The following is a 21035-nucleotide window of genomic DNA, read 5'->3' as shown; positions in this document are numbered from 1 at the left end:
CGAATTGGGGGGCGACATCACCAATGCTTGGACACACTGACGCTCAGGAATCGACCGATTGGCGAATAGTTGGTCGAGTCGTAGGGTGGGTTGTTGCTCGACGGTGCGTACAACGGGGGCGACCGGTCGAGGAGATTCGTCGCCGAGAGCACAAAGTCCATGTCGGAGAAGAAATCGTGGCGCTCACCGATGGCATAGCGCAGCGTGGCGTCGATAGTGGTGAATGAACTCGACTTGCTTCCATCCACCGTGTTGGTCACGCCACTGACGTAGTTGGCGAAGGTCGAAGCGGAGAACCCGCCCTGACTCCAGACGGCACCGATGCGGCCTTTGATCTTGGCTGGATAGAACAAGGTGCCTGACAGATCGTGGAAACTATCCGCCGCTGTGGTCTGTTGCGAGCTGTCCAGCCAACTGAGCGATCCTCGAATCGCCAACCGACCGGAGCCGAGATCGACCCCGTACGATTCTGAGAGATCGAGCCCCTTGACGTGTTGCGCGACCGTATTCATGTAGCGATTGAAGGCAATCGCGACAACTTTGCCGGGATCGTAGGGAGCGCCGGTGAAGTTGCTGAACTGCGAGTTCGCGAGAATGCTTGCCTGCTCGCTAGCCGTCGGCGAATAGTCGATGAACTGGGCGTACAGGGGGTTGCTCAACGCCTGCGCCTGGTAGACGAGCGGCTGCGCAATACGGCCAGTAAAGTCGATGTCGAACCAGCTCAGCTCCGTCTCGAGTGCCGGCAGCGCCTCGGGATGGAACGCCATCGAGGCACTCCAGGTACGCGCACGTTCGGGTTCGAGATCGGGATTCCCGCCGTAGGGAATCAGTACCGTTGCGTCGCTGGCATAACCGCTACCGCCAACCGCGGCCGCTGGATACAGGTAGGCAGACTGCGCTTGATACCGCTGCAGGAGCGTCGGTGCCTTGAAGGACTTGCCCCAGGACGCCTTCAGCGTGAAATCGGTACTGGGCCCATAGATCAAGCCGAGTTTCGGGGTGGTGACGCTACCGAAACTGGCGTAGTCCTCTCCGCGAACTGCGGCAGTCAGCTCCAGGCGCTGCACGCCGGGAATACCCTGATCCGAGCCAATCAGCGGTAGATTGATTTCAGCATAGGCAAAGTGGCTGCTGTCATCGCCGTCGGCACCGACAGTTCCACTGACCAAACTGCTTTGCAGGAAATTGTTCGTCCGGTATCCGGCGCCCACTGCCAGTCGCGCATCTCCACCGGGCAGAGCAAACAGCGGACCTTCGGCACCCAGTTCGTAGGTACGGCTCCCATTCCTATAGAGATTGCGGGCAATGGGCGTCAGCAGCCCTGTCGCGCGGGTACCTATCGACAGTCCCGAGATGACATCATCCCTACCCCAGGTTCCCCCGACGGACATCGTCCAGTCGTTCGGCAGCGATATCTCGACGCTGGGCGAAACGAAGGAAGTCGTCGTTTCCGCCGTGGCCGGGTAGAACTGGGTCGGGATCGCCGTGTAGTACGTGAGCTGCTCACGCTCAGTCCTGAAGGCATCCACTTGCAGCTCGACGAGACTGCCCAACGACTGATGGATACTGAACAACCCGCTGCGCAAGTCGCTTTGCGGATAGAGCGTGGTGGGGTTGGACAGGTAATCGGTATAGTCACGCTGGTCGGCATAGATCGGATCGCTGGATGCCTTCTCCCAAGTCGCGATCAGGCCACCGCTGGACCAACTGGTGCCAGCCGTGGCGGTGTACTCGCGAGTGGTGAGTCCACCGTCCGTCGCGCCACCATAACGCGTGCCGACCGTTACGCCGTCATAGTCGCGCCTCAGTATCACATTGCCTACGCCGCCCACGGCATCGGACCCGTAGATGGCCGACGCCCCATCCGGAATGATTTCGATGCGATCTACTGCCTCGACCGGAATGGCGCCGATGTCTACCGCCTGCACAAAGCCGCTATAGGCAAGCCGCCGCCCGTTGAGCAGCGTCAACGTGGCGTCGGGCCCCAGGCCACGCAGGTCGAGCGACGATCCGCCAGAGATATTCTGATTGGCGATACCACCGCCTTCGGCCCCGCCTACTACTCCCGGGTTCTGACCACCCGAGAAGTTCTGCGGCACGCTGCGGATCACGTCGCCGAGATCCGCGAAACCTTCCTGCTGAATCTGCTCGTTGCCGATCGTGATGACCGGTGACGGCGTGTCACCGCCACGGATGCGTGTGCCGGTGACGGTCACGGTCTGCAAGTTAGTTGCCGCTGGCGCTGCGGACTTGTCGGTCGATTTTTTCGGTTGCGTCTTGGCCGGCGCCTTGGTCACCGACGCCCTACTCTGCGACGTTGTGTCTGTCGTGACGTCTTGGGCCACGGCCCACTCACTCGCGCCGGCACTGGCGACGAGCAAGGCGATGGAAATGGCGTTGCGTAGCGTGCTTGTCTTCATGCTGCGTCCCTCCCCTTGGTTGGCCCTCCTCGCCTGCCGTTCCGGTCATCTCCTGGAGTTGGCAATGTCGTCAGGCTAGATCTGTCCCACGTATGGCTTGCGCAGGTGGCTGGTGCGGCCGATCAGTCGCACTTCCACCGCCACAGTCGATATGTAGTATATAAACAGTAGAGCTATATTCTGTAGATTGCAAGACAGTAGAGGCGGAGGCTTGGCCTTATGTCTTCCAAGTCTCTGCAATCGTTCCCCTCAAGCACCCGCTCTTACATAGCGGCGAACGTTCGTAGTCGACGCGAGGCCAAGAATCTGAGCCAGGAGAAACTCGGTGAATTGGCGGAGTTCCATCGCACATACGTGTCGCAACTCGAGCGCTGCAAGGCCAACATCTCTATCGATGGCCTTGAGCGGATCGCTCGAATTCTGGGCGTGGATACCGCTGAGCTGCTTCAACCCCCTGCGTAAAGGAATGGCGCCTTAGCGGCCCCAACGAAAATGCAGCCACTTGGAATGTACACATTCCAAAGGCTGTCTAGCCTAAGGAGGCGCCTGAGGCCGCATGCGGATTTCAGACTCAACGAGACGCACAAGGAGTCGCTTCCATTGAAGGCAACAGTCGCCCGCGTTGCACAGGCGACCGTCCAATAGCGCTCACCCTGCCCAGACGAAATGTAGAGTTAAAAGAAGTAGATTCATAATCTGTAGAACGTAAGCCGGTAGATGGTCAGGCTGGAGGCATGCCTTCAAAGTCCTCGCCACGATCCCTGCCAAAAGCACGCGCCCGTGCTGCAGTGAACATTCGCCGCCTACGCACGGCCCAAGGATTGAGCCAAGAGGAACTGGCTGAGGTGGCAGAGTTCCACCGCACATATGTCTCGCAGCTCGAACGGTGCGTTACCAACATCTCCATCGACGGCCTTGAGCGACTAGCTCTTGCTTTGGGAGTGGACATCGTCGAGCTGCTGCAGCCCCCGGCGTAACAGAGGAATGCCGCAATCGCATTAGATTGCCCCGGGACGTTAATCGCGATCGATCTTCGAAAACGTAATGCGTAGACCGGAGGTAATGGATGCCTGGGTTCTTTGCAAAGCTGTTCGGCAAAGCGAAACTCTCAAGCCCAATGCCGTCTAATGGTCTACCCCAGCTCCGCAGTGGATCGAAGCGTGGAAGCGGAAGAAGGGAACCACCGACCGAGCTCGATTGGTCTTCTGCCGAATACATACCGCTTCCTCCGTCACCGCCGACATGGGAAGTCGATGGCCGTCGAGAGTTTCACCGTGAACACAACGACCCGGTAGCCGCGCCCGTATTACAGGCAGGCTTGCGAAGCCAACACGCGAAAGTAGTGAAGCTTGCTTCGACGTTATCGCCAGAACAGCGACGAGGGCAAGCTGGCGAGGTTGTCGCAAAGGCCTACTCCAAGCTCATTATTCAGCGAATGAAAGCCGGTCAGTTGGCGGCGGCAGCCAAGCAATGTCATGAGATGTTCGAGCTCGTCCCCGAAAACGTAAAGGACGTCGACCGCCGCCGCTTTAATAAGATCGTTGCCGAATTAGACGCTTCCGGAAAGAAGCATGAGTTCGTGCGAGTTGATATCGAAGCTTCCGCCGCTCCTCCACTTTTCACCGTCTCGAACGGCGCCCCTTGGACGCTTCAGGGGGAGCAAAAGCTTCGCCGCGAAGAACGGCCCGATGTGTCATTCGATGTTATAGCTGCGGATGCACAGGGATTTTGGTTACTCGATCGAGCCGGCTCTAGCGCAGAGCAGTCTCAGGTCGCAGGCGTGCTTCGTCGCGTCGACCGCTTCGGCGCGCCTCTCGGTGAAGCGATGTTGTGGCACGATGTTTACCGCACTGGAACATCCGTTGCTGGTTCAAGCTTGGCCATCATGGACTCGAGCGGAACACTTCACGTTTACGATGCGAAGCTGAAGCATATTGTCGAGTCTGATTTGAGTAAAGATCCGCGCGTTGTCGATCACTTTCAGACTATCGAAACGAACTACTGGGGTGCGTTCAAGTCTCAAGTCCGCGCGGTGGATGTTTCCCCCTCGGGCGACCGATACCTCTTCACATTGGCTGATGAGGCGTGGTGCTGCTCAACGTCAGGCCATGCGGCGTGGGGAGTTGTTACGCCACTCCAGGATGGATGGAAACGCGTTGTAAGCCGTAGTGAACGCTTCGGCGTCCGTCAAGACGTTGAAGAGGCACTTCAACTTTTCGGTCTCACGTTGCCAGTTGAGCCCAGTGAAATAAAGCAGCGATATCGCAAATTGGCTTTGGCGCATCATCCCGATCGAAACGCCGGCAATCCTGCTGCTACGGAGAAGATGAAGGCCCTGAATCAGGCGTTTCAGGTGCTCACCGGTGTAGATCCAGCATCTCTTGTGTTTGAGGACTCGGACGTCACTTATTTTGCTCGAACAGCGCCCGATCATGTGATTGAAGTCCAAGGGTTTCGCTTGGAGATCACGGTGTCCGGTGGGACACCGCAGGACTGGGTGTACGCCGCGAGCTTTTCCGCTGACGGCGGAGCGTATTTGGCGACCTACTCCGGAAAGGTCATCCTGGTGGCAAGTGATGGGAAGCCGAAAGTGGTTTACGACATTGGCACCTGTCCGCTGGAAATCGTAAGCACCGAGCGTTACACGTACTTTCGCACTCCGACGCGCCTTTACGTCATTGAGGACTACCGAAAGCTAGCTGCATGCATAGACATTTTTAAGCAGGGTCGTCTGCTCGTTTCGCCATCGGGCTTCGGTTTACTCACTGGAAAACACCTGCAATGGTTCACACAAGCCGGAGCGAAAATTGGTGAACTTACCGCCCGCGATCCTATCCGGTCGATCCACGCATCGACGGCGGGGGCGATCATTTTGACCCGACAGCATCAGGTTGAAGTCATAGGACTTGTGATCTGATTGATTCGACAAGCCAAGCTGAGGACGCTATGCACGATTCGCTGACCCATATCCATCAGAACCGGGGCAGACTCGCTTCCTCAGCTGAATTAAGTGACCCCGTTCTTCGGCATGGCCCTTCGATCATCATACTTACCGTGACCTGGACCAAACCGACACAGTTCTCGGAGGAAATTCTGCTAAAGATCGTGTTGCCTGGCAGCTTTCCTCTTTGAGTCTAGGCACTTTAAAATAAAAACCTGAACATCAATGTGCAAAGCATCAAATACTTCGCGCTCAGAAATTGTAAGTAACACCAAGCAATCTTTGAGCACATCGCGCAGTGGAGGTCCGAGTCTTTTTGATTGTTCCAGAGATAATGAAATCTGATCCAACTGTTCGCGAAGAACTAAAGTTCTTGGTGATGTACTGTGAACATCTGTAGACAGCTGAGCGTAGAGACGATCTAAGTTTTTCAACGAGTGGTTAAGCATTCCTGAAAACACATCCAGCCATGAGCAATATTCTCTGAGGCCAGCCATCGTCATGTGATATTTAGATCGAGTTTGCAGCCACCCGAATTCAACCGAGTGCTGAGAAAAATACTGGTGCCTCCAAAAATTCTCGATAACGCTTCGTAAGTAAAAGCTCGCGCCACGAGCATCGCCCGTCATCAAAGCGTGCACAAGATGGAGCGAATCTGAGGCAAGCTCTTGGACAAATATGCGACGATGCAGCTCACGAATCTTCATCGCCTTCGCGAAAAAAGAGAAGCAAATTGCTAACTTATGAGCTGACCGTAGAAGCTCTCGTTGCTTATTGGGATCTGCGAGTCTACCAGGACCGTAATCTTTCCAGACCTCATTGAAGTCTTCTTTTACGACGCCATCAATACGCGTCGAAAAAGCAGGCATCAGAGATCCTTAATAAGATTTGACCATCGAGCAACAAATGAGCTAGTTGATGTGCGCGCCAAATTATTGTGAAGAGCCTTAAGAAACTTTCGGCGCCCGTCCTCTGACATTCGCGAGAACTGAGCGAGAATTCGTCGAACGTAACGCTCACGCGACTCTTTGTATTTTAATGGGACCGAGAGCGGAACTCTTCGTGCAATATCTGCAGTCGATTTGAACTCCTCCTTAGACATCAGAAGTTCACGGAGCGCTTCTGTCTTCGAAATGCCTCTCTTATCCTTTTCGGCGGGTTCTTGGGGTATTGAAGTAAACTCTCTATCCTGGCGTAACGACTTATTCGAGCCATTTGAATCAGCCGACTGTCCAGTGTGTAGTCCGATTAAGTAAGCCACAACTGCTCTCAGATCAGAGCCATCTTTGTTCTTCAAAAGGGAGCTCACACCTTCAAGTTCAGCAATGCTAAACGCTGAGGCGATAGTCATTAATCGCCCGACCAAACGAAGTTGCGTTTGCTTGAAAGTCGACTCTTTCATAGGTCATTCACTCGTTCAATAAATTCACTACAAATTCCGCTCAACGCTTCTCTCATTGCAGTTTTTGTCTTCGCAAAGGTTTGCAATGATTGACCGGCCTCGACCGCCTCAGCAACACCGGTTGTTTGCTTCAGCTCGTGCTCAAACACTTCCCCAGGGTAGGCCGCTCTCACTTCAACCATAGTTTTTCGCATCGCGTCAGTTTGACGAACTTGCGTGAACACTAGGCCCAGTCGCTGGAGCTCTTGCCCTGACCTATCTTCATAATCTTCCATGGCCCGCTCTAACAGAGGAAGGCCCAGCACCGACAAAGGGTCGGGCTTTATCGGCACAAGGTAGGCATCAGAGGCTAGGTAGGCGCTATAGCTGAACAAAGATGCCGTCGGGGGGCAGTCGATCAATATGTAGTCGTAGTTGTCTTTAGCTGGACCAAGAAAAACACGAAGCCTATTTTCTGTCCCACGTGGCGCAGCATCCAAGCGCATAAGATCCAGAATTGACGGCACGATGCCCATTTTGTGCCCGTCGTCGTTGACGGTGATGACCGCGTTTTTAAGTGTCGCGGTTGCGCGTTGCTTCGGGCTCCTTGAACCTCCTAACCCAACTGACTCGCCATCATCAGGTTGAAAGATGTCAAAAACTGTCTTCTTCTTATTTTGTAGCCAGCCCAAATAGTCATCGGTAGGCACAGCCCATTGAGTTGCATTGAACTGCGGGTCGATATCGACAAGAAGTACACGGTACTTTCGTGCGAGTTCCCAAGCCAAACCAATTGCGAGAGTAGTCTTTCCGACGCCCCCCTTCATATTAATCAGCGAGATGACCTTTGCTTGGGGCATCTGCCCACTCCCGAGCGCTACTGAGCGCCTATGATGCAGTAAGGTCGCTGTTTTCGATACCTCTAACGATCTACAGCCTATACTCACTTCGTTTCAGAACACCACTCATCCGCACTTCGAATACCCACAATTCAAACAGGTCTGACACCCGTCCATCAGCACCAGCGCCTGCGTATTGCACTTCACGCACAACGTCGCACCGGGCGGGAAGCCGGAGTCATTGATCTCGCCCTTGGTGCTGGCCGCCGCGCTTACCTCAGTGTTTTTTTTTGCCCCGGCCGCCTCATAGGCAGCGCGCTTGTCGGCAATCAGCTGGCGCGTGGCGGCATCCATCTCCGGATCGTGGATCATGCCGATGTTCTTCATGTGCTGCTCGATCACCGCGCCGATCTCGGCGACGATCGACGGCATGTAGACGCCGCCGGACTTGAAGTAGCCGCCGCGCGGGTCGAACACGGCTTTGAGCTCTTCCACGATGAAGGTGACGTCGCCGCCCTTGCGGAACACGGCGGAGAGAATGCGGGTGAGCGCCACGATCCACTGGAAGTGGTCCATGTTCTTCGAGTTGATGAAGATCTCGAACGGACGGCGCTGCTCGTGCGCGGTGCCGGCGTTGAGCACGATGTCGTTGATGGTGACGTACAGCGCGTGCTCGAACAGCGGAGACTTGACCTTGAAGGTGGAGCCGACCAGGGTCTCGGGGCGCTCCACGCTTTCGTGCATCTGGATCACTTCGGCCTTCGGCGGCTCTTTCGGCGCGATGGCAGTGACCGTGGGGGCGGCAACCTTGTCTTCGGGTTTGACCACGTTGTAGCCCGTGATCTTCTTTTCGATCTTGATTGCCATGGTGTTCACTTCTTTGAATGTTGGTGCCGGAGCGGACGCGGCGTGGTGCTTGGATCATCCGGCCCGGCGCAAGGCCGGGCCGGATGCAGTGGTGCTTACTTCTTTTTTGCGGCAGTCTTTTTCTTGGCGGCGCCCTTCTTTGCCGCCTTGACGACTACCTTCTTGCTGGCAGTGGACCTCTTGGCCGTCTTGGCGACGGCTTTCTTGCTAGCGGACTTCTTCGTTGCCGCCTTTTTCGGTGCGGCCTTCTTGGCCGCCTTTTTGCTGCTGACCTTCTTTGCGACCTTGGCGGCGCCCTTCTTGGCGACCTTCTTTACCGCCTTGGCGACTTTCTTGACGGCCTTCTTCACCGCTTTCTTGGCGCTGGAGGCTTTCTTGGCAACCTTCTTGGTTGCCTTCTTCACGGTTTTCTTGGCAGCAGCCTTCTTCGCCGCCGACTTCTTTACACCTTTCTTGGTGTTGGCGACTTTCTTGGCAGCTGCCTTCTTGACGGTTTTCTTCGCTGCAGCCTTCTTCTTGGGCGCAGCCTTTTTGGCGGCAGCCTTCTTCGGCGCAGCTTTCTTGGCCGCGGCTTTCTTCGGCGCAGCCTTCTTCGCTGCTGCCTTCTTTTTCGCGACCGGCTTTTTCTTGGCGACAACAGGTGCCGGGGTCGGCGTCACGGCCGGCAGCGGCGGCAGGACTGCCACTGGCGTTTCGGTGACAACCGGTGCGGTGCTGTTGCTTACTTCATATTCGTTATCGATGGACATGCTGGTGTTCCCCTCCGATGAATTTCTTGAATGCCATACACCCGAGATGGGCGACGTTTCAGAACTGGCAGTAATCCTTCTGGTACGTACATGTTCGCGGAGCTTGCAGGAAAAACTTCCGGAACAACTACGCGCCTAGAATTTACCGTAATAGCCTTCCTTCAGGGCATCGAAGAGATTGGCGGCGGAATGCATTTCGCCGTCGTACTCCACCTGCTCGTTGCCTTTCAGTTCGACAACGCTACCGTCTTCGAGCTCGAAGCGGTAGAGGGTATTTTCTAGGTCGGCTTCCTTGACCAGCACACCCTGGAACGCGGCGGGGTTGAAGCGGAACGTGGTGCATCCCTTCAGGCCCTGTTTGTAGGCGTAGAAATAGATGTCCTTGAAGTCTTCGTAGGGGTAATCGGTGGGCACGTTCGCGGTCTTGGAGATCGACGAGTCGATCCACTTCTGCGAGGCGGCCTGGATGTCGACGTGCTCTTTCGGGCTGATGTCGTCGGCGGAGACGAAGTAGTCCGGCAGCTTGTTGGCGGCCTCGTCGGTGAACACCTTGGCGTCGGCATTGATCAGGGCGCGATAGGCGAGCAGCTCGAAGCTGAGCACCTCGACCTTTTCCTTCGACTTCTTGCCTTCGCGGATCACGTTGCGCGAATAGCTGTGCGCGAAGCTCGGCTCGATGCCGTTGCTGGCATTGTTGGCCAGCGAGAGCGAGATCGTGCCGGTGGGTGCGATCGAGCTGTGGTGGGTGAAGCGCGCGCCGGTCTCGGCGAGTTGCTCGACCAGGTTCGGCGCCACGCTGGCGATGCGCTGCATGTAGCGGCTGTACTTGGCGTGCAGCACGCGGCCGGGGATCGTGTCGCCGACCTTGTAACCGTCGGTGACCATTTCCGGGCGCTTGCGCAGCATGTCGCCGGTGACGGTGAAATCGCGCAGCAGGATCGGCGCGGCGCCCTTCTCCTTGGCCAGGTCCAGCGCCATTTCCCAGCCGGCGACGGCCATCTCGCGCGAGACTTCCTCGGTGAACGCGACCGCTTCGGCGCTGCCGTAGCGGTGCTTGAGCATGGTCACGGTGGAGCCGAGGCCGAGGAAGCCCATGCCGTGGCGGCGCTTGCTCACGATCTCGTTGCGCTGCTGTTCCAGCGGCAGGCCGTTGATCTCGACCACGTTGTCGAGCATGCGGGTGAACACCTTCACCACCTCGCGGTACTCGTCCCAGTCGAAACGTGCCTTCGGACCGAACGGGTCGCGCACGAAGGTGGTCAGGTTGATCGAGCCGAGCAGGCAAGAACCATACGGCGGCAGCGGCTGCTCGCCGCAGGGATTGGTGGCGCGGATGTGCTCGCACCACCAGTTGTTGTTCATCTCGTTGACCTTGTCGATCAGGATGAAGCCGGGCTCGGCGTAGTCGTACGTCGAGACCATGATCATGTCCCACAGGTGCCGCGCACGGATCGTGCTGTAGATCTTGCAGGCGACCAGGCCGTCCTCGCGGTCGACGTAGTTCTCGTGGGTCGGCCATTCGCGCCAGACCACTTTCGTGGCGTCGTCGAGGTCGATCTCGTGTTTTTCCTTGACGTGCACCGGATACACCAGCGGCCAGTCCTGGTCGTGCTCGACCGCGTCCATGAAGCCGTCGGTGATCAGCAGCGACAAGTTGAACTGGCGCAGGCGGCCATCCTCGCGCTTGGCGCGGATGAATTCCTTGGCATCCGGGTGGCTGATGTCGAACGTGCCCATCTGCGCGCCGCGGCGACCGCCAGCGGACGACACGGTGAAACACATCTTGTCGTAGATATCCATGAACGACAGCGGGCCACTGGTGTACGCACCGGCGCCCGACACGTACGCGCCACGCGGACGCAGCGTGGAGAATTCGTAGCCGATGCCGCAGCCGGCCTTCAGGGTGAGGCCGGCCTCGTGCACCTTCTCCAGGATGTCGTCCATCGAATCGCGGATGGTGCCGGAGACGGTGCAGTTGATCGTGGAGGTGGCCGGCTTGTGCGCCAGCGCGCCAGCGTTCGAGGTGATGCGGCCGGCGGGAATCGCACCGCGGCGCAGCGCCCACAGAAAGCGCTCGTACCAGTGGCCGCGCAGCTCGTCGCTGGCTTCCACATCGGACAAGGCGCGCGCCACGCGCTGGTAGGTCTCGTCGATGCTGCCGTCAACCGGCTCGCCGGACTTCGCCTTCAGGCGGTACTTCTTGTCCCAGATGTCATATGACGCAGGTTGCAGTGGAATTTCCACGATGGCATCACGACCTGTAGCTGGATTTGTGGCTGGCGCACGCACTGTGCTCATCGGCTTCCTGACCTCCCGGTGTGGCCTCACGGCCCCCGTTGCTTTTTTTTATTTGATCCGACGGCGTGATTCACGCCGCTGTATGGCTGCCGACAAGCCATGGAAGATTGCCCTCCGGCCCGTGCGTTAGCTGCTTCCCGACGACAACGACTCCCCCTCAAGAGTGCGATGGCCAGCACCAGCACTAGTTTCAGCACCGGCAGCCGAACACAAGATGTTGTGGTTGCGATCGGATAGGCAAGTTAACCCTGACGCTGCCCGATGTAAAGTGCCCACGGCAGCAAAAGCGTCGAAATCTCGCGCTGGGGATGGAACCGCCGCGCCGGCGTCCGGTCGAAACAACGCCGCTTCCACCGCTCACTTTATGGAGGACCCCATGTCGCAGCACCACTCCCGCCTCGTGCATTGGCTGACCTGCCTGCTCGCCGTCGCCGTCATCGCTGTGGTGCCAGGCACCAGCGCCGCCGCCGCGTTGCCACCGGCGATCGATGGCCAGCCGATGCCATCGCTGGCGCCGATGCTCGAGCACGTGACACCGGCGGTGGTGAATATCTCGACCAAGACGCGGGTGGCGGTGAACAACCCCTATTTCAACGACCCGGTGTTCCGCCAGTTCTTCGGCCTGCCCGACACGCCGCAGGAACGCACCGAGCAAAGCCTGGGCTCGGGCGTGATCGTGGATGCGGCCCGGGGCTACGTGCTGACCAACAACCATGTGGTCGGCGGCGCCGACGACATCACGGTGACCTTGCAGGACGGGCGCAACTTCAAGGCCAAGTTGATCGGCACCGACCCGGACACCGACGTGGCGGTGGTGCAGATTCCCGCGCAGAACCTGCAGGCGTTGCCGCTGGCCGACTCGTCGAAACTGCGCGTGGGCGATTACGTGGTGGCGGTGGGCGATCCGTTCGGACTCGGCCAGACGGTAACCTCCGGCATCGTTTCCGCGCTCGGCCGCTCGGGACTGCGCAACTCCGGCTACCAGAATTTCATCCAGACCGATGCTTCGATCAACCCCGGCAACTCCGGCGGCGCGCTGGTGAACCTGCGCGGTGAACTGGTCGGCATCAACACGATGATCCTGTCGCCCTCGGGCGGCAATGTCGGCATCGGTTTCGCGATCCCCAGCGCGATCACCAGCGAGGTGATGGCGCAGCTGGTGGCGCATGGCAAGGTGCAGCGTGGCAGCCTCGGCGTGCAGACACAGGCGATTACGCCACGAATTGCCCAGTTGCTGAAGCTGCAGGACAGCAACGGTGTGGTGGTCACTGGCGTCGGTGCCGGCTCCGCAGCCGAACGTGCCGGATTGCAGCCGGGTGACGTGCTGACCACGCTCAACGGCAAGCCGCTGCACAGCGTGCAGGAACTGCGCAACGCCGAGGGCCTGCTGCCGCTGGGCAGCACGGTGCAGTTGGATGTCCTGCGCGACGGCCACAGCACCGAGGTCAGCGTCACCCTGAGTCCCGAGAAACTTGCCAGCGTCGACGGTGGTCAGCTCGATGCGCGCTTGAGCGGCGTGCGCTTCAGCGACCTGAGTGATGACCAGCGCGCGCAGGGCTTGTCCGGTGTGGCGATCAGCGGCGTGCAGCCGGGCAGCCGCGCCGCTGCGGCCGGCCTGGACACCGGCGTGCTGATCGGCGTGGGCAATCTGCGCATCACCAGCGTGGCCATGCTGCGCGGCCTGGCCAAGGTGCACCTGCGTCAGCTGGTGCTGGTGGTCGCCGATGATGACGGTGGCGGCCACTATGTGGTGATCAACTGAACCGGTGCCGGCAGCCACAAAACTGCGTCACGGCGCCCGCGCCAGCTGTGTTCCGGCGCACAAGCTGGCGCCATGCCAAGGTGCAAACGCATGAAAGTGCTTGATGTTTTGTATTCAGGTCGATGAAATACCCTGTCTTCTTCACCGTATGACCGCCTATCTGGCGGCATACTCATGACTTTCCTGCCACTCAAATCACGCCGGGGTTCCCCACCACCATGTCTGTTCGTCTTGCCCGCCTGCTTTCCGTCGCCGTGATCGGGGCCTGCCTCGTCGCTGCACCCGCGTTCGCCACCACGCATGCGCGCACGCATGCCAAATCCAAATCCACTACATCGAAAGGCCCCACCCTGATCTGGCGCGGCGACGTCGCCACGGCGACCGGCGTTGTCGACGAAGTGGCACTCGCATGGCAGAAGACCGGCAAAGGCAATCTCGAGCTGCAGCCGTTCAACACGGCCTCGGGCATCGACGCGGTATCCATCGGCACCGCCGATCTCGCCGGCAGCTTGCGCTCCAGCGACGGCAGCGCGGAAAACACCAACCTCGCGTTCACCCCGGTGGCCTGGGATGCGCTGGTGATCATCACGAATGCGTCCAACCCGGTCAGCAGTCTCACGCTGAAGCAGGTGCATGACATCTACCTCGGCAAGATCCACAACTGGAGCGAGGTCGGCGGCAACAACACGCCGATCGATGTCTACGCGGTCGCCAGCCCTGGCGATGGTGTGGAATACAGCCTGCGCGAGCTGCTGTTCGGTCGTGCCAATCAGCCGGTCGCCGCACCGCGCCTGTACGTCAACACACACAAGCTCGAGGAAGGCGTTGAGCTCAACCCGAACGGTCTGGGTGCCGCAACGCTGGGCGACATCAGCGGCAATCCCAAGCTCAAGGCCGTGGCGATCAACGGCGTCGCACCGAACGCCACCAGCATCGGCAATGGCAGCTATCTGCTGTATACCCCGGTCTACCTGGTGACCAACCCGCGCAGCCCGAAGGCCGTCCAGGTCCAGGCCTTCATCGACTTCCTGCAGACCGATGCAGCCAAGGCCGCGATGCGCGTGCATGCCGTGCTGCCCTACCAGGATGGCATCGCGCTGGCCTCGAAGGAGGACTCGCGCAGCGACCAGATCTTTGCCGAACTGGGCGTGCACCCCGGTCGCCTCATTCCGACGGCAACCCCGGTCGCCGCCACGGTGGCTGCCACTGAGCAGCCCGCCGCAAGCAGCCCGGCCACCAGCGAGTCGCACGTCGCCAGCAAGACCAGCGCTGACGCCACCGCCGGCACCACCTATACGGTGGTCAAGGGCGACACCTTGTCGCTGATTGCGAAGAAAAGCACCGTCACGGTGGCCCAGTTGCGCGAGTGGAACCATCTCAAGAGCGACCAGATCAAGCTCGGCCAGGTGCTGCGCGTCAGCGACCACTGAGTAAACGGTGTCGTGCAGATACTCGCGCTGACGCTGGATCTGGACGACACCTTGTGGCCGGTGCTACCGGCACTGGAACGCGCCGACCTCGCGGTCGACGCATGGCTGCAGCAGCACTACCCCGATGTTGCTCGCGCATGGCCGATCGCGGCCATGCGCGCATTGCGTGCCCAGGTCGCCGCCGAGCGGCTCGACCTGGCGCATGACTTCACTACCCAGCGCCAGCTCACCCTGCAGCATGTTTTTGCCAGCTGCGGCATCGCCGCGGCACCGGTCGATGCGCTGTGGGAAATCTACTTTGCTGCGCGCAACAGCGTGGAGCTGTATCCGGACACTCTGCCGGCACTGCAACGCATCGCGGCGCGCTGGCCACTGGCGAGCCTGACCAATGGCAACGCCGACCTAGAGCGCATCGGCATCCATACGCACTTCGCCCACCACATCTGCGCGCGCGACAGCGGCATGGCCAAGCCCGATCCGCGCATCTTCCTGGCCGCCGCCGAACGACTCGGCGTAGCACCTGCGCAGATTCTGCATGTGGGCGACGACCCGCTGATGGATGTAGCCGGTGCACGCGATGCCGGTCTGCGCACCGCCTGGATCAACCGTGCCGCTGAGCCGTGGCCGCTCGAACTGGGACCTGCGCCGGAGCTTGATCTGCGTGACATGAGCGCACTCGCCGACTGGCTCGAAGCGCAGCACTCACCGTAGGCAGCGCCCGTCAAAACGAGCATTATTGCCGATTGACTCACACGCACTCGCACGACATACGTACCACCGCAAGCCCGAAGGATTCCGCATGTCCGCCCTGATCGAACGCCAGCCCGGCAACCGCCACAGCATCGCCATCGAAACCACCGACGCGGCGCATTACGCAGCCAGCCGTCGGCGACTCACCGCAGCGCAGCGCCGCTGGCTGCGCGACAGCGGCTTCGAGGCCGCGCCGGGCACGTTTGCCTTGCTCGCCGATCCGGCCGGCAAACTGGTGCGGGTGCTGGTCGGCGTCGATGCGCATGATCCACTCGGCGCGCTGGCCGCGCTGCCAGCCAGCTTGCCCGAGGCGAACTACCATCTCGCCAGCGAAGGCGTGCCGGCCGACCCGATCCAGGCCGCACTGGGCTGGGCGCTGGGCGCTTACCAGTTCGCCCGCTATCGCCAGGCCAAACGCGCGCCGGCGCGGCTCGTCGTTTCCGCCGCCGAACTGCAGCAGCTGGCGCCGCTGGTGGAAGCGACCAACCGGGTGCGCGACCTGGTCAACACGCCGACCGAGGACATGGGACCCAAGCAGCTCGCCGATGCGGTGAAGCAGCTCGGCAAGACACACAAGGCGAAGGTGCGCGAGTGGGTTGGCGACGAACTGCTCAAGGCCAACTTCCCCACCATCCACGCCGTCGGCCGCGCCAGCCATCGCGCGCCGCGACTGATCGAATTGAACTGGGGCAAGTCCAGCCATCCGAAACTGGTGGTGGTCGGCAAGGGCGTGTGTTTCGACACCGGCGGCCTCAACCTGAAATCCAGCGATGGCATGCGCTGGATGAAGAAGGACATGGGCGGCGCCGCGCACGCGATCGCACTGGCCGGATTGATCATGCAGGCGAACCTGCCGGTCCGCCTGACCCTGCTGATTCCGGCGGTGGAGAACTCGGTGGCCGGCAACGCGATGCGTCCGGGCGAAGTGATCATCACCCGCGCCGGCCACACTGTCGAGATCGACAACACCGACGCCGAAGGCCGGCTGGTGCTGTGCGATGCGTTGGCTTACGGCGCCGAACAGAAGCCCGAACTGATCGTCGATTTCGCCACCCTCACCGGCGCTGCACGCGTGGCGCTGGGACCGGATCTGCCGGCGTTGTTCGCCAACGACCAGACCCTGGCCACTGACGTGCTCGCCGCCGGCCACGCCGTCAACGATCCGCTGTGGCAGCTGCCGTTGTGGCGACCGTACCGCCGGATGCTCGACTCGTACCTGGCTGACTTCGCCAACGCCGGCCCGTCGCGGCATGCGGGCGCGATCACCGCGGCGCTGTATCTGGAACGCTTCGTGCCGGCCGGCATGCCGTGGCTGCATCTGGATACGTATGCGTGGAACGACGGCGATCGTCCCGGACGGCCACGCGGCGGCGAAGCGATGGGCCTGCGCGCGCTGTTCGCATTCCTGCAGCAGCGCTATCGCGGCTGAGCGGATGATCCGGACAGGGTCGAACCGAGTCGCCGCAAGGCACGTAGGCCGCGCACGATCCGCGGTAGCATCCAGCACATCAGCAGCACGAACAGGCCGAGCAGGATCAGCAGCACCAGCGGGTGCTGCCACATCAGGTACATGCCGCCGAGCCAGCTGACGTCTTCGCCCACGCTGGCACCCCAGTTGCTGAAAGGCTCCGGTGAAGTATTGATCAGCGCGCGCGTGCCGGCCTTGGTGAAATGCGTGCCGGCGACCAGCGCACCACCGAGCAGGGCCGCCGCCAGCTGTGTGCCGGCACCGGAATCCTTGAACACGCCCCAGGCCAGCAAGGTGCCGATCGGGATGCGGATGAAGGTATGCACCGCATCCCAGGCGCTATCGAACGCCGGTACCTTGTCGGCGAGGAATTCGCACAGCATCAGCGCACCGGACACTGCCAGCACCCAGGTATCGGTCAGCGGCAGCAAGCCATCCGGCAGGTGCACATAGCCGAGCCGGCCCAGCATGCCGGCCACGAAGATGGTGGCGTAAAGCCGGATGCCGCTGGCCCAGGCCAGGCCACCGGCGAGCGCGACGTTCGGCAACGTGTCCATGCTGATCCTCGTGACGGGCCGAGCTGCAGACCGTGTTTACGCGTGATTCCGCCGCCTGTCCAGCCTTGCCGCAACTCCTTGCCGAGCCAATACCGGATGCCCGGCCGTGTGCAAGATCACGCTGTCTGTCCGGACGTGCAGGCCGCGCAATTCCCGTATCACCGCCACCGCCCGCCTGCTTCTGAAATGGACCAGCCGTGCACCAGGCGCATGGCTTGCGCATGCTTACTCCCTGCAGTCGGCCATCGAGCCATCGTCGAAAAATAGTGTCGTGGCGCTGTTTTTTTCTGCGGTCTCGTGTGATCCTGCAAATCGATCTGCATTTTCCTCCGACTGCGTCAACAAAACCGCAGGATCCAGCAGCTAACTTGCCCATGGGGAAGTGCAGCGTGGGGAAGTACAGGTTGATGCGTTTGCAATTGCAGTAGGTCACACGAACCGGATCATGGCGGCACGCCTGCCCTCGGGAGAGGGGCATGTTGGAGCGCTCGTTTGGATGTGTCTGCTTGAGAAGCGCCGCCGCCATGAATATCCCGCCAACATCCATCAAAGATCGGGGAGAACTTCATGCATCGTGTATTGCCTCATAACCGGCTGGCGCTGGCGCTGTCCAGCGCGCTTTTCGCCACCATGTCACTGGGCGCATCCGTAGCACAGGCGCAGGACCAGACTGCCGGCGCCACGCCGACCACGCCGACAGGGAGCAATTCCCCGGCCGCAAATCAGGCCACGCCGCCGCCGGCTACGACAAGCAAGGCAAAAAACCTGCAGGCGGTTGTCGTTACCGGCTCGCTGATCCGGCGCGTCGACGCCGAAACATCCAGCCCGGTGACGATGGTGGATCGCACCACCATTTCGAATTCCGGCAAGCCGACCCTGGGCGACGTGCTGCAGCAGCTGCCCAGCATTTCCGGCAACGCGACCAATACCCAGAACAACAGCAACGGCGGCGGCGTCGCCAGCCCCCTGCTGGAGGGTGGCGATGGCGCGGCGCGCATCTCGCTGCGCGGTCTGGGCACCGACCGTACCCTGGTGTTGATCGACGGTCAGCGCATGGCCAATACCGATGTCAACATGATTCCGCAGAACATGATCGAGCGGGTCGACGTGCTGCCTGAAGGCGCCTCGACGGTGTATGGCTCCGATGCGATCGGCGGTGTAGTCAACTTCATCCTGCGCAAGGACTACCAGGGCGCCGAAGCCAGCATCAACGATGGTATTTCCAGCCATGGCGACGGCCAGCGGCACGGCATCAGCTTGACCGCCGGCGCGACCGGCGACAACTACAGCATCGTTGGTGGCATCGATTACAACAAGTACGACGCCGTGCTGGCCACCCAGCGCAAGTTCTCCGCGCAGCAGCTTTATCTGTCGAGCGGCGTGATCACGCCATCCGGCTCCAGCAGCATCCCGACCGGCAAGATCCAGGTGCCCTCATCGATCGCCGCCAACCAGGCAGGCACCTGCCCGACCCAATACATCACGCTGGCATCAGGCAACGGGTCGAGCCAGAGCGACTACCGCTGTGACCGCGGCGCCCCGGATGCATACAACTACAACGCGTACAACTACATCCAGACCCAGCAGCAGCGCACCGATGGTTTCGTACTCGGCAGCTACAAGCTGACGGACAACCTGACCTTCTTCACGGATGCGTTCTTCAACCATACCCAGTCGAGCGGTCAGGATGCGCCTGCGCCCACCGGAGTCGGTGACGGCTGGTATGTGCTCGCCAGCAACCCGATCAATCCGTTCGGCGTCACGTTCAGCGCGAATCCCATCCCGGGCGATCCGAACAGCGGCTATCAGTTCAATACCCGGCTGACCGGACTCGGTACCCGCCTGCATACCTATGACACCAAGAACGTGCAGATCAACACCGGGCTGCGCGGTAATTTCGGCCAGAGCAGCTGGAACTGGGATGCCTCGATCGATTACGGCTATGCCAATCGCGTGCAGCGTGATTACAACGAGGTCAACATTGCCGACTTCCAGACCGCGATCAACAATGGCGTGAATATCTTCAACCAGGCCAACCCGACTGTGTCGGCCGCGTTGAGGGCTGGTGTGGATGCCCCGGTGTACGTATTCACCAATGCCACCAAGCAGGTCCAGTTCGACGCCAGCGGTGAACTATGGGACCTGCCGGCAGGTGCCATGCAACTGGCTGTCGGCGGTCTGTACCGCCAACAATCGATGAACTACACAGTCACCCCCGACGCCGTCCTCAACCTCGCCACCGGCACCTGCGAAGTGCTGCAGGAGGCCTGCGGCTCGCCCGGCCGTGGCAGCGAGAACGTCAAGGAGCTCTATGCCGAATCGCTGATCCCGCTGCTGTCGCAGCAGCCGTGGGCGTATTCGTTGAATATTGACTTGGGCATCCGCGCTTCCGACTACAGCACCTCCGGCACCACCACCAACAAGAAAATCGCGATCGAATGGCGACCGATCGCCGACCTGCTGGTGCGCGGCACGATATCCCAGGTATTCCGCGCGCCCAATCTGGATGAACTCCACGACGGCGTCACCCTGGTCCAGCCGACATTGAACGATCCCTGCGCACATCTCTCGGCGGCCGAGCTCGCGCAGCATGCCGCTGCCTGCCAGTACGTACCGGTCAACTGGGCCGGCGACAATCCCGCCCAGGTCAATACTTACTACTCTGGCGCCAATACGGTCGGTAACTCACTCAAGCCGGAACAGGGCAAATCGATCGATTTCGGCTTGGTCTACAACCCCAGCTGGGCAGATGGCGTGTCCACCAGTGTCGACTTCTGGCACGTCTACCTGAACGATCTGCTGACGCCGATCGCCGCGTCGACGGTGGTCAATGCCTGCTTCGCCAACAACAGCAGCCCGTATTGCTCGTTGATCAGTCGCTACAACGCTACTACCCAGCAACCGGGCCAGGTGCAGGTCATCGATACACCGGTAGTCAACCTGGGCAACCTCAGCACCAGCGGTGTCGACTTCACGCTGAACTACAAGATCCCGCATTTCGATCTCGGCAACTTCGACCCCGGCAATTTCAAGGCGGGTTTTGCCACCACCTATCTCGCCACCTACAAGAACGACGCCGCTCCGGGCGAACCCGGCGCGCAAACGATCAATTACGCTGGTACCTACACCCAGCAGTTCGGCAACCTCACGCGCTGGCGTGGCACGCTCACGTTCAACTGGGAGCTGGGTAACTGGAGTGCCCAGTGGCAGACACGCTACATCAACCATCTGACCAACCTGAATGCGGACGCCGATATCAGTGGCGTGAATATACCGATGGCCTCGGTGCTGTATCACTCGATCCAGCTTGGCTATGCGATCCCGGCGTGGCATACCAAGATCGACTTCGGCGTAGACAACCTCAGCAACAAGGCGCCGCCGCTGATCTATCAGAACGGCTTGAACTACAACGTCGACACCGCCACCTACGACACGATCGGACGCTATTACTGGCTGCGCGCCACGTTCAAGCTCTGACACCTGAGCACCTAGGGAGGCTCGAAAAACCCCGAAGTACCCAAGAGGGGCCGCGAACGTCTCGCGGCCCCTCTTGCATAATGGAGATCAGCAACG

Annotated in this window: 16 protein-coding genes; 8 read left to right on the top strand and 8 right to left on the bottom strand. The window is 60.3% G+C overall.

Annotated elements, in window-relative coordinates; all coding sequences use genetic code 11:
- Window positions 1-17: 17 nt before the first annotated feature.
- On the bottom strand, window positions 18-2420 hold the full coding sequence (locus GSQ75_RS11790) for a TonB-dependent receptor (protein ID WP_158755060.1): 2403 nt from the start codon (window positions 2418-2420) through the stop codon (window positions 18-20).
- Between the two features lie 219 nt (window positions 2421-2639).
- Here GSQ75_RS11790 and GSQ75_RS11785 point away from each other — a divergent pair, with 219 nt between their 5' ends.
- The 3 genes from GSQ75_RS11785 to GSQ75_RS11775 all read left to right on the top strand — a co-directional run bounded on the left by GSQ75_RS11785 (window position 2640) and on the right by GSQ75_RS11775 (window position 5337).
- The gene (locus GSQ75_RS11785) at window positions 2640-2882 is read left to right on the top strand and encodes a helix-turn-helix transcriptional regulator (RefSeq protein ID WP_158755059.1); all 243 of its coding nucleotides are present in this window, start codon (window positions 2640-2642) and stop codon (window positions 2880-2882) included.
- A gap of 272 nt (window positions 2883-3154) precedes the next feature.
- Complete coding sequence (locus GSQ75_RS11780) at window positions 3155-3397, top strand: helix-turn-helix transcriptional regulator (protein ID WP_158755058.1); 243 nt, start codon at window positions 3155-3157, stop codon at window positions 3395-3397.
- An 89-nt stretch (window positions 3398-3486) separates the two neighbouring features.
- Window positions 3487-5337, top strand: coding sequence for a J domain-containing protein (locus GSQ75_RS11775; protein WP_158755057.1), 1851 nt, complete (start codon window positions 3487-3489; stop codon window positions 5335-5337).
- Window positions 5338-5516: 179 nt separating this feature from the next.
- Here GSQ75_RS11775 and GSQ75_RS11770 read toward each other — a convergent pair whose 3' ends face one another.
- The 6 genes from GSQ75_RS11770 to GSQ75_RS11745 all read right to left on the bottom strand — a co-directional run bounded on the left by GSQ75_RS11770 (window position 5517) and on the right by GSQ75_RS11745 (window position 11495).
- Window positions 5517-6230: a hypothetical protein gene (locus GSQ75_RS11770; protein WP_158755056.1), complete on the bottom strand. Its 714-nt coding sequence runs from the start codon at window positions 6228-6230 to the stop codon at window positions 5517-5519.
- Window positions 6230-6763, bottom strand: coding sequence for a hypothetical protein (locus GSQ75_RS11765; RefSeq protein ID WP_158755055.1), 534 nt, complete (start codon window positions 6761-6763; stop codon window positions 6230-6232). Before GSQ75_RS11765 ends, GSQ75_RS11770 begins: the two co-directional genes overlap by 1 nt.
- Entirely contained in the window at window positions 6760-7602 is an 843-nt protein-coding gene (locus GSQ75_RS11760; protein ID WP_158755054.1) for a ParA family protein, read from the bottom strand. Before GSQ75_RS11760 ends, GSQ75_RS11765 begins: the two co-directional genes overlap by 4 nt.
- Before the next feature lie 105 nt (window positions 7603-7707).
- Entirely contained in the window at window positions 7708-8448 is a 741-nt protein-coding gene (locus GSQ75_RS11755; protein ID WP_158755053.1) for an NrdJb, read from the bottom strand.
- Window positions 8449-8543: 95 nt separating this feature from the next.
- A complete protein-coding gene (locus GSQ75_RS11750; protein ID WP_158755052.1) occupies window positions 8544-9197 on the bottom strand; it encodes a hypothetical protein in 654 nt (217 codons plus the stop codon).
- A gap of 135 nt (window positions 9198-9332) precedes the next feature.
- Window positions 9333-11495 (bottom strand): adenosylcobalamin-dependent ribonucleoside-diphosphate reductase, encoded by a 2163-nt coding sequence (locus GSQ75_RS11745; RefSeq protein WP_158755051.1) that lies wholly within the window; start codon window positions 11493-11495, stop codon window positions 9333-9335.
- 376 nt (window positions 11496-11871) lie between these two features.
- Here GSQ75_RS11745 and GSQ75_RS11740 point away from each other — a divergent pair, with 376 nt between their 5' ends.
- From GSQ75_RS11740 to GSQ75_RS11725, 4 genes are all read left to right on the top strand, one after another.
- Window positions 11872-13257, top strand: a complete 1386-nt coding sequence (locus tag GSQ75_RS11740) for a Do family serine endopeptidase (protein WP_158755050.1) — start codon at window positions 11872-11874, stop codon at window positions 13255-13257.
- 218 nt (window positions 13258-13475) lie between these two features.
- Window positions 13476-14687 carry a substrate-binding domain-containing protein gene (locus GSQ75_RS11735; RefSeq protein WP_158755049.1) on the top strand — a complete coding sequence of 404 codons (1212 nt, stop codon included), beginning with the start codon at window positions 13476-13478 and terminating at the stop codon, window positions 14685-14687.
- Window positions 14688-14699: 12 nt separating this feature from the next.
- Window positions 14700-15398 carry an HAD family hydrolase gene (locus GSQ75_RS11730; protein ID WP_158755048.1) on the top strand — a complete coding sequence of 233 codons (699 nt, stop codon included), beginning with the start codon at window positions 14700-14702 and terminating at the stop codon, window positions 15396-15398.
- 88 nt (window positions 15399-15486) lie between these two features.
- The gene (locus GSQ75_RS11725; RefSeq protein WP_158755047.1) at window positions 15487-16866 is read left to right on the top strand and encodes a leucyl aminopeptidase family protein; all 1380 of its coding nucleotides are present in this window, start codon (window positions 15487-15489) and stop codon (window positions 16864-16866) included.
- Here the strand turns inward: GSQ75_RS11725 and GSQ75_RS11720 are convergent.
- Window positions 16854-17462, bottom strand: coding sequence for a DUF4126 domain-containing protein (locus tag GSQ75_RS11720; protein WP_158755046.1), 609 nt, complete (start codon window positions 17460-17462; stop codon window positions 16854-16856). The two genes, GSQ75_RS11725 and GSQ75_RS11720, sit on opposite strands and share 13 nt — an antisense overlap.
- Before the next feature lie 567 nt (window positions 17463-18029).
- Between GSQ75_RS11720 and GSQ75_RS11715 the strand changes: the two genes are divergently transcribed.
- Window positions 18030-20939, top strand: coding sequence for a TonB-dependent receptor (locus tag GSQ75_RS11715; protein ID WP_158755045.1), 2910 nt, complete (start codon window positions 18030-18032; stop codon window positions 20937-20939).
- The last annotated feature ends 96 nt before the right edge of the window (window positions 20940-21035 follow it).

Origin of the sequence: Dyella sp. S184, assembly GCF_009766065.1 — a bacterium.
GTDB lineage: Bacteria > Pseudomonadota > Gammaproteobacteria > Xanthomonadales > Rhodanobacteraceae > Rhodanobacter.
This window is presented reverse-complemented; position numbering and strand designations above follow the sequence as displayed.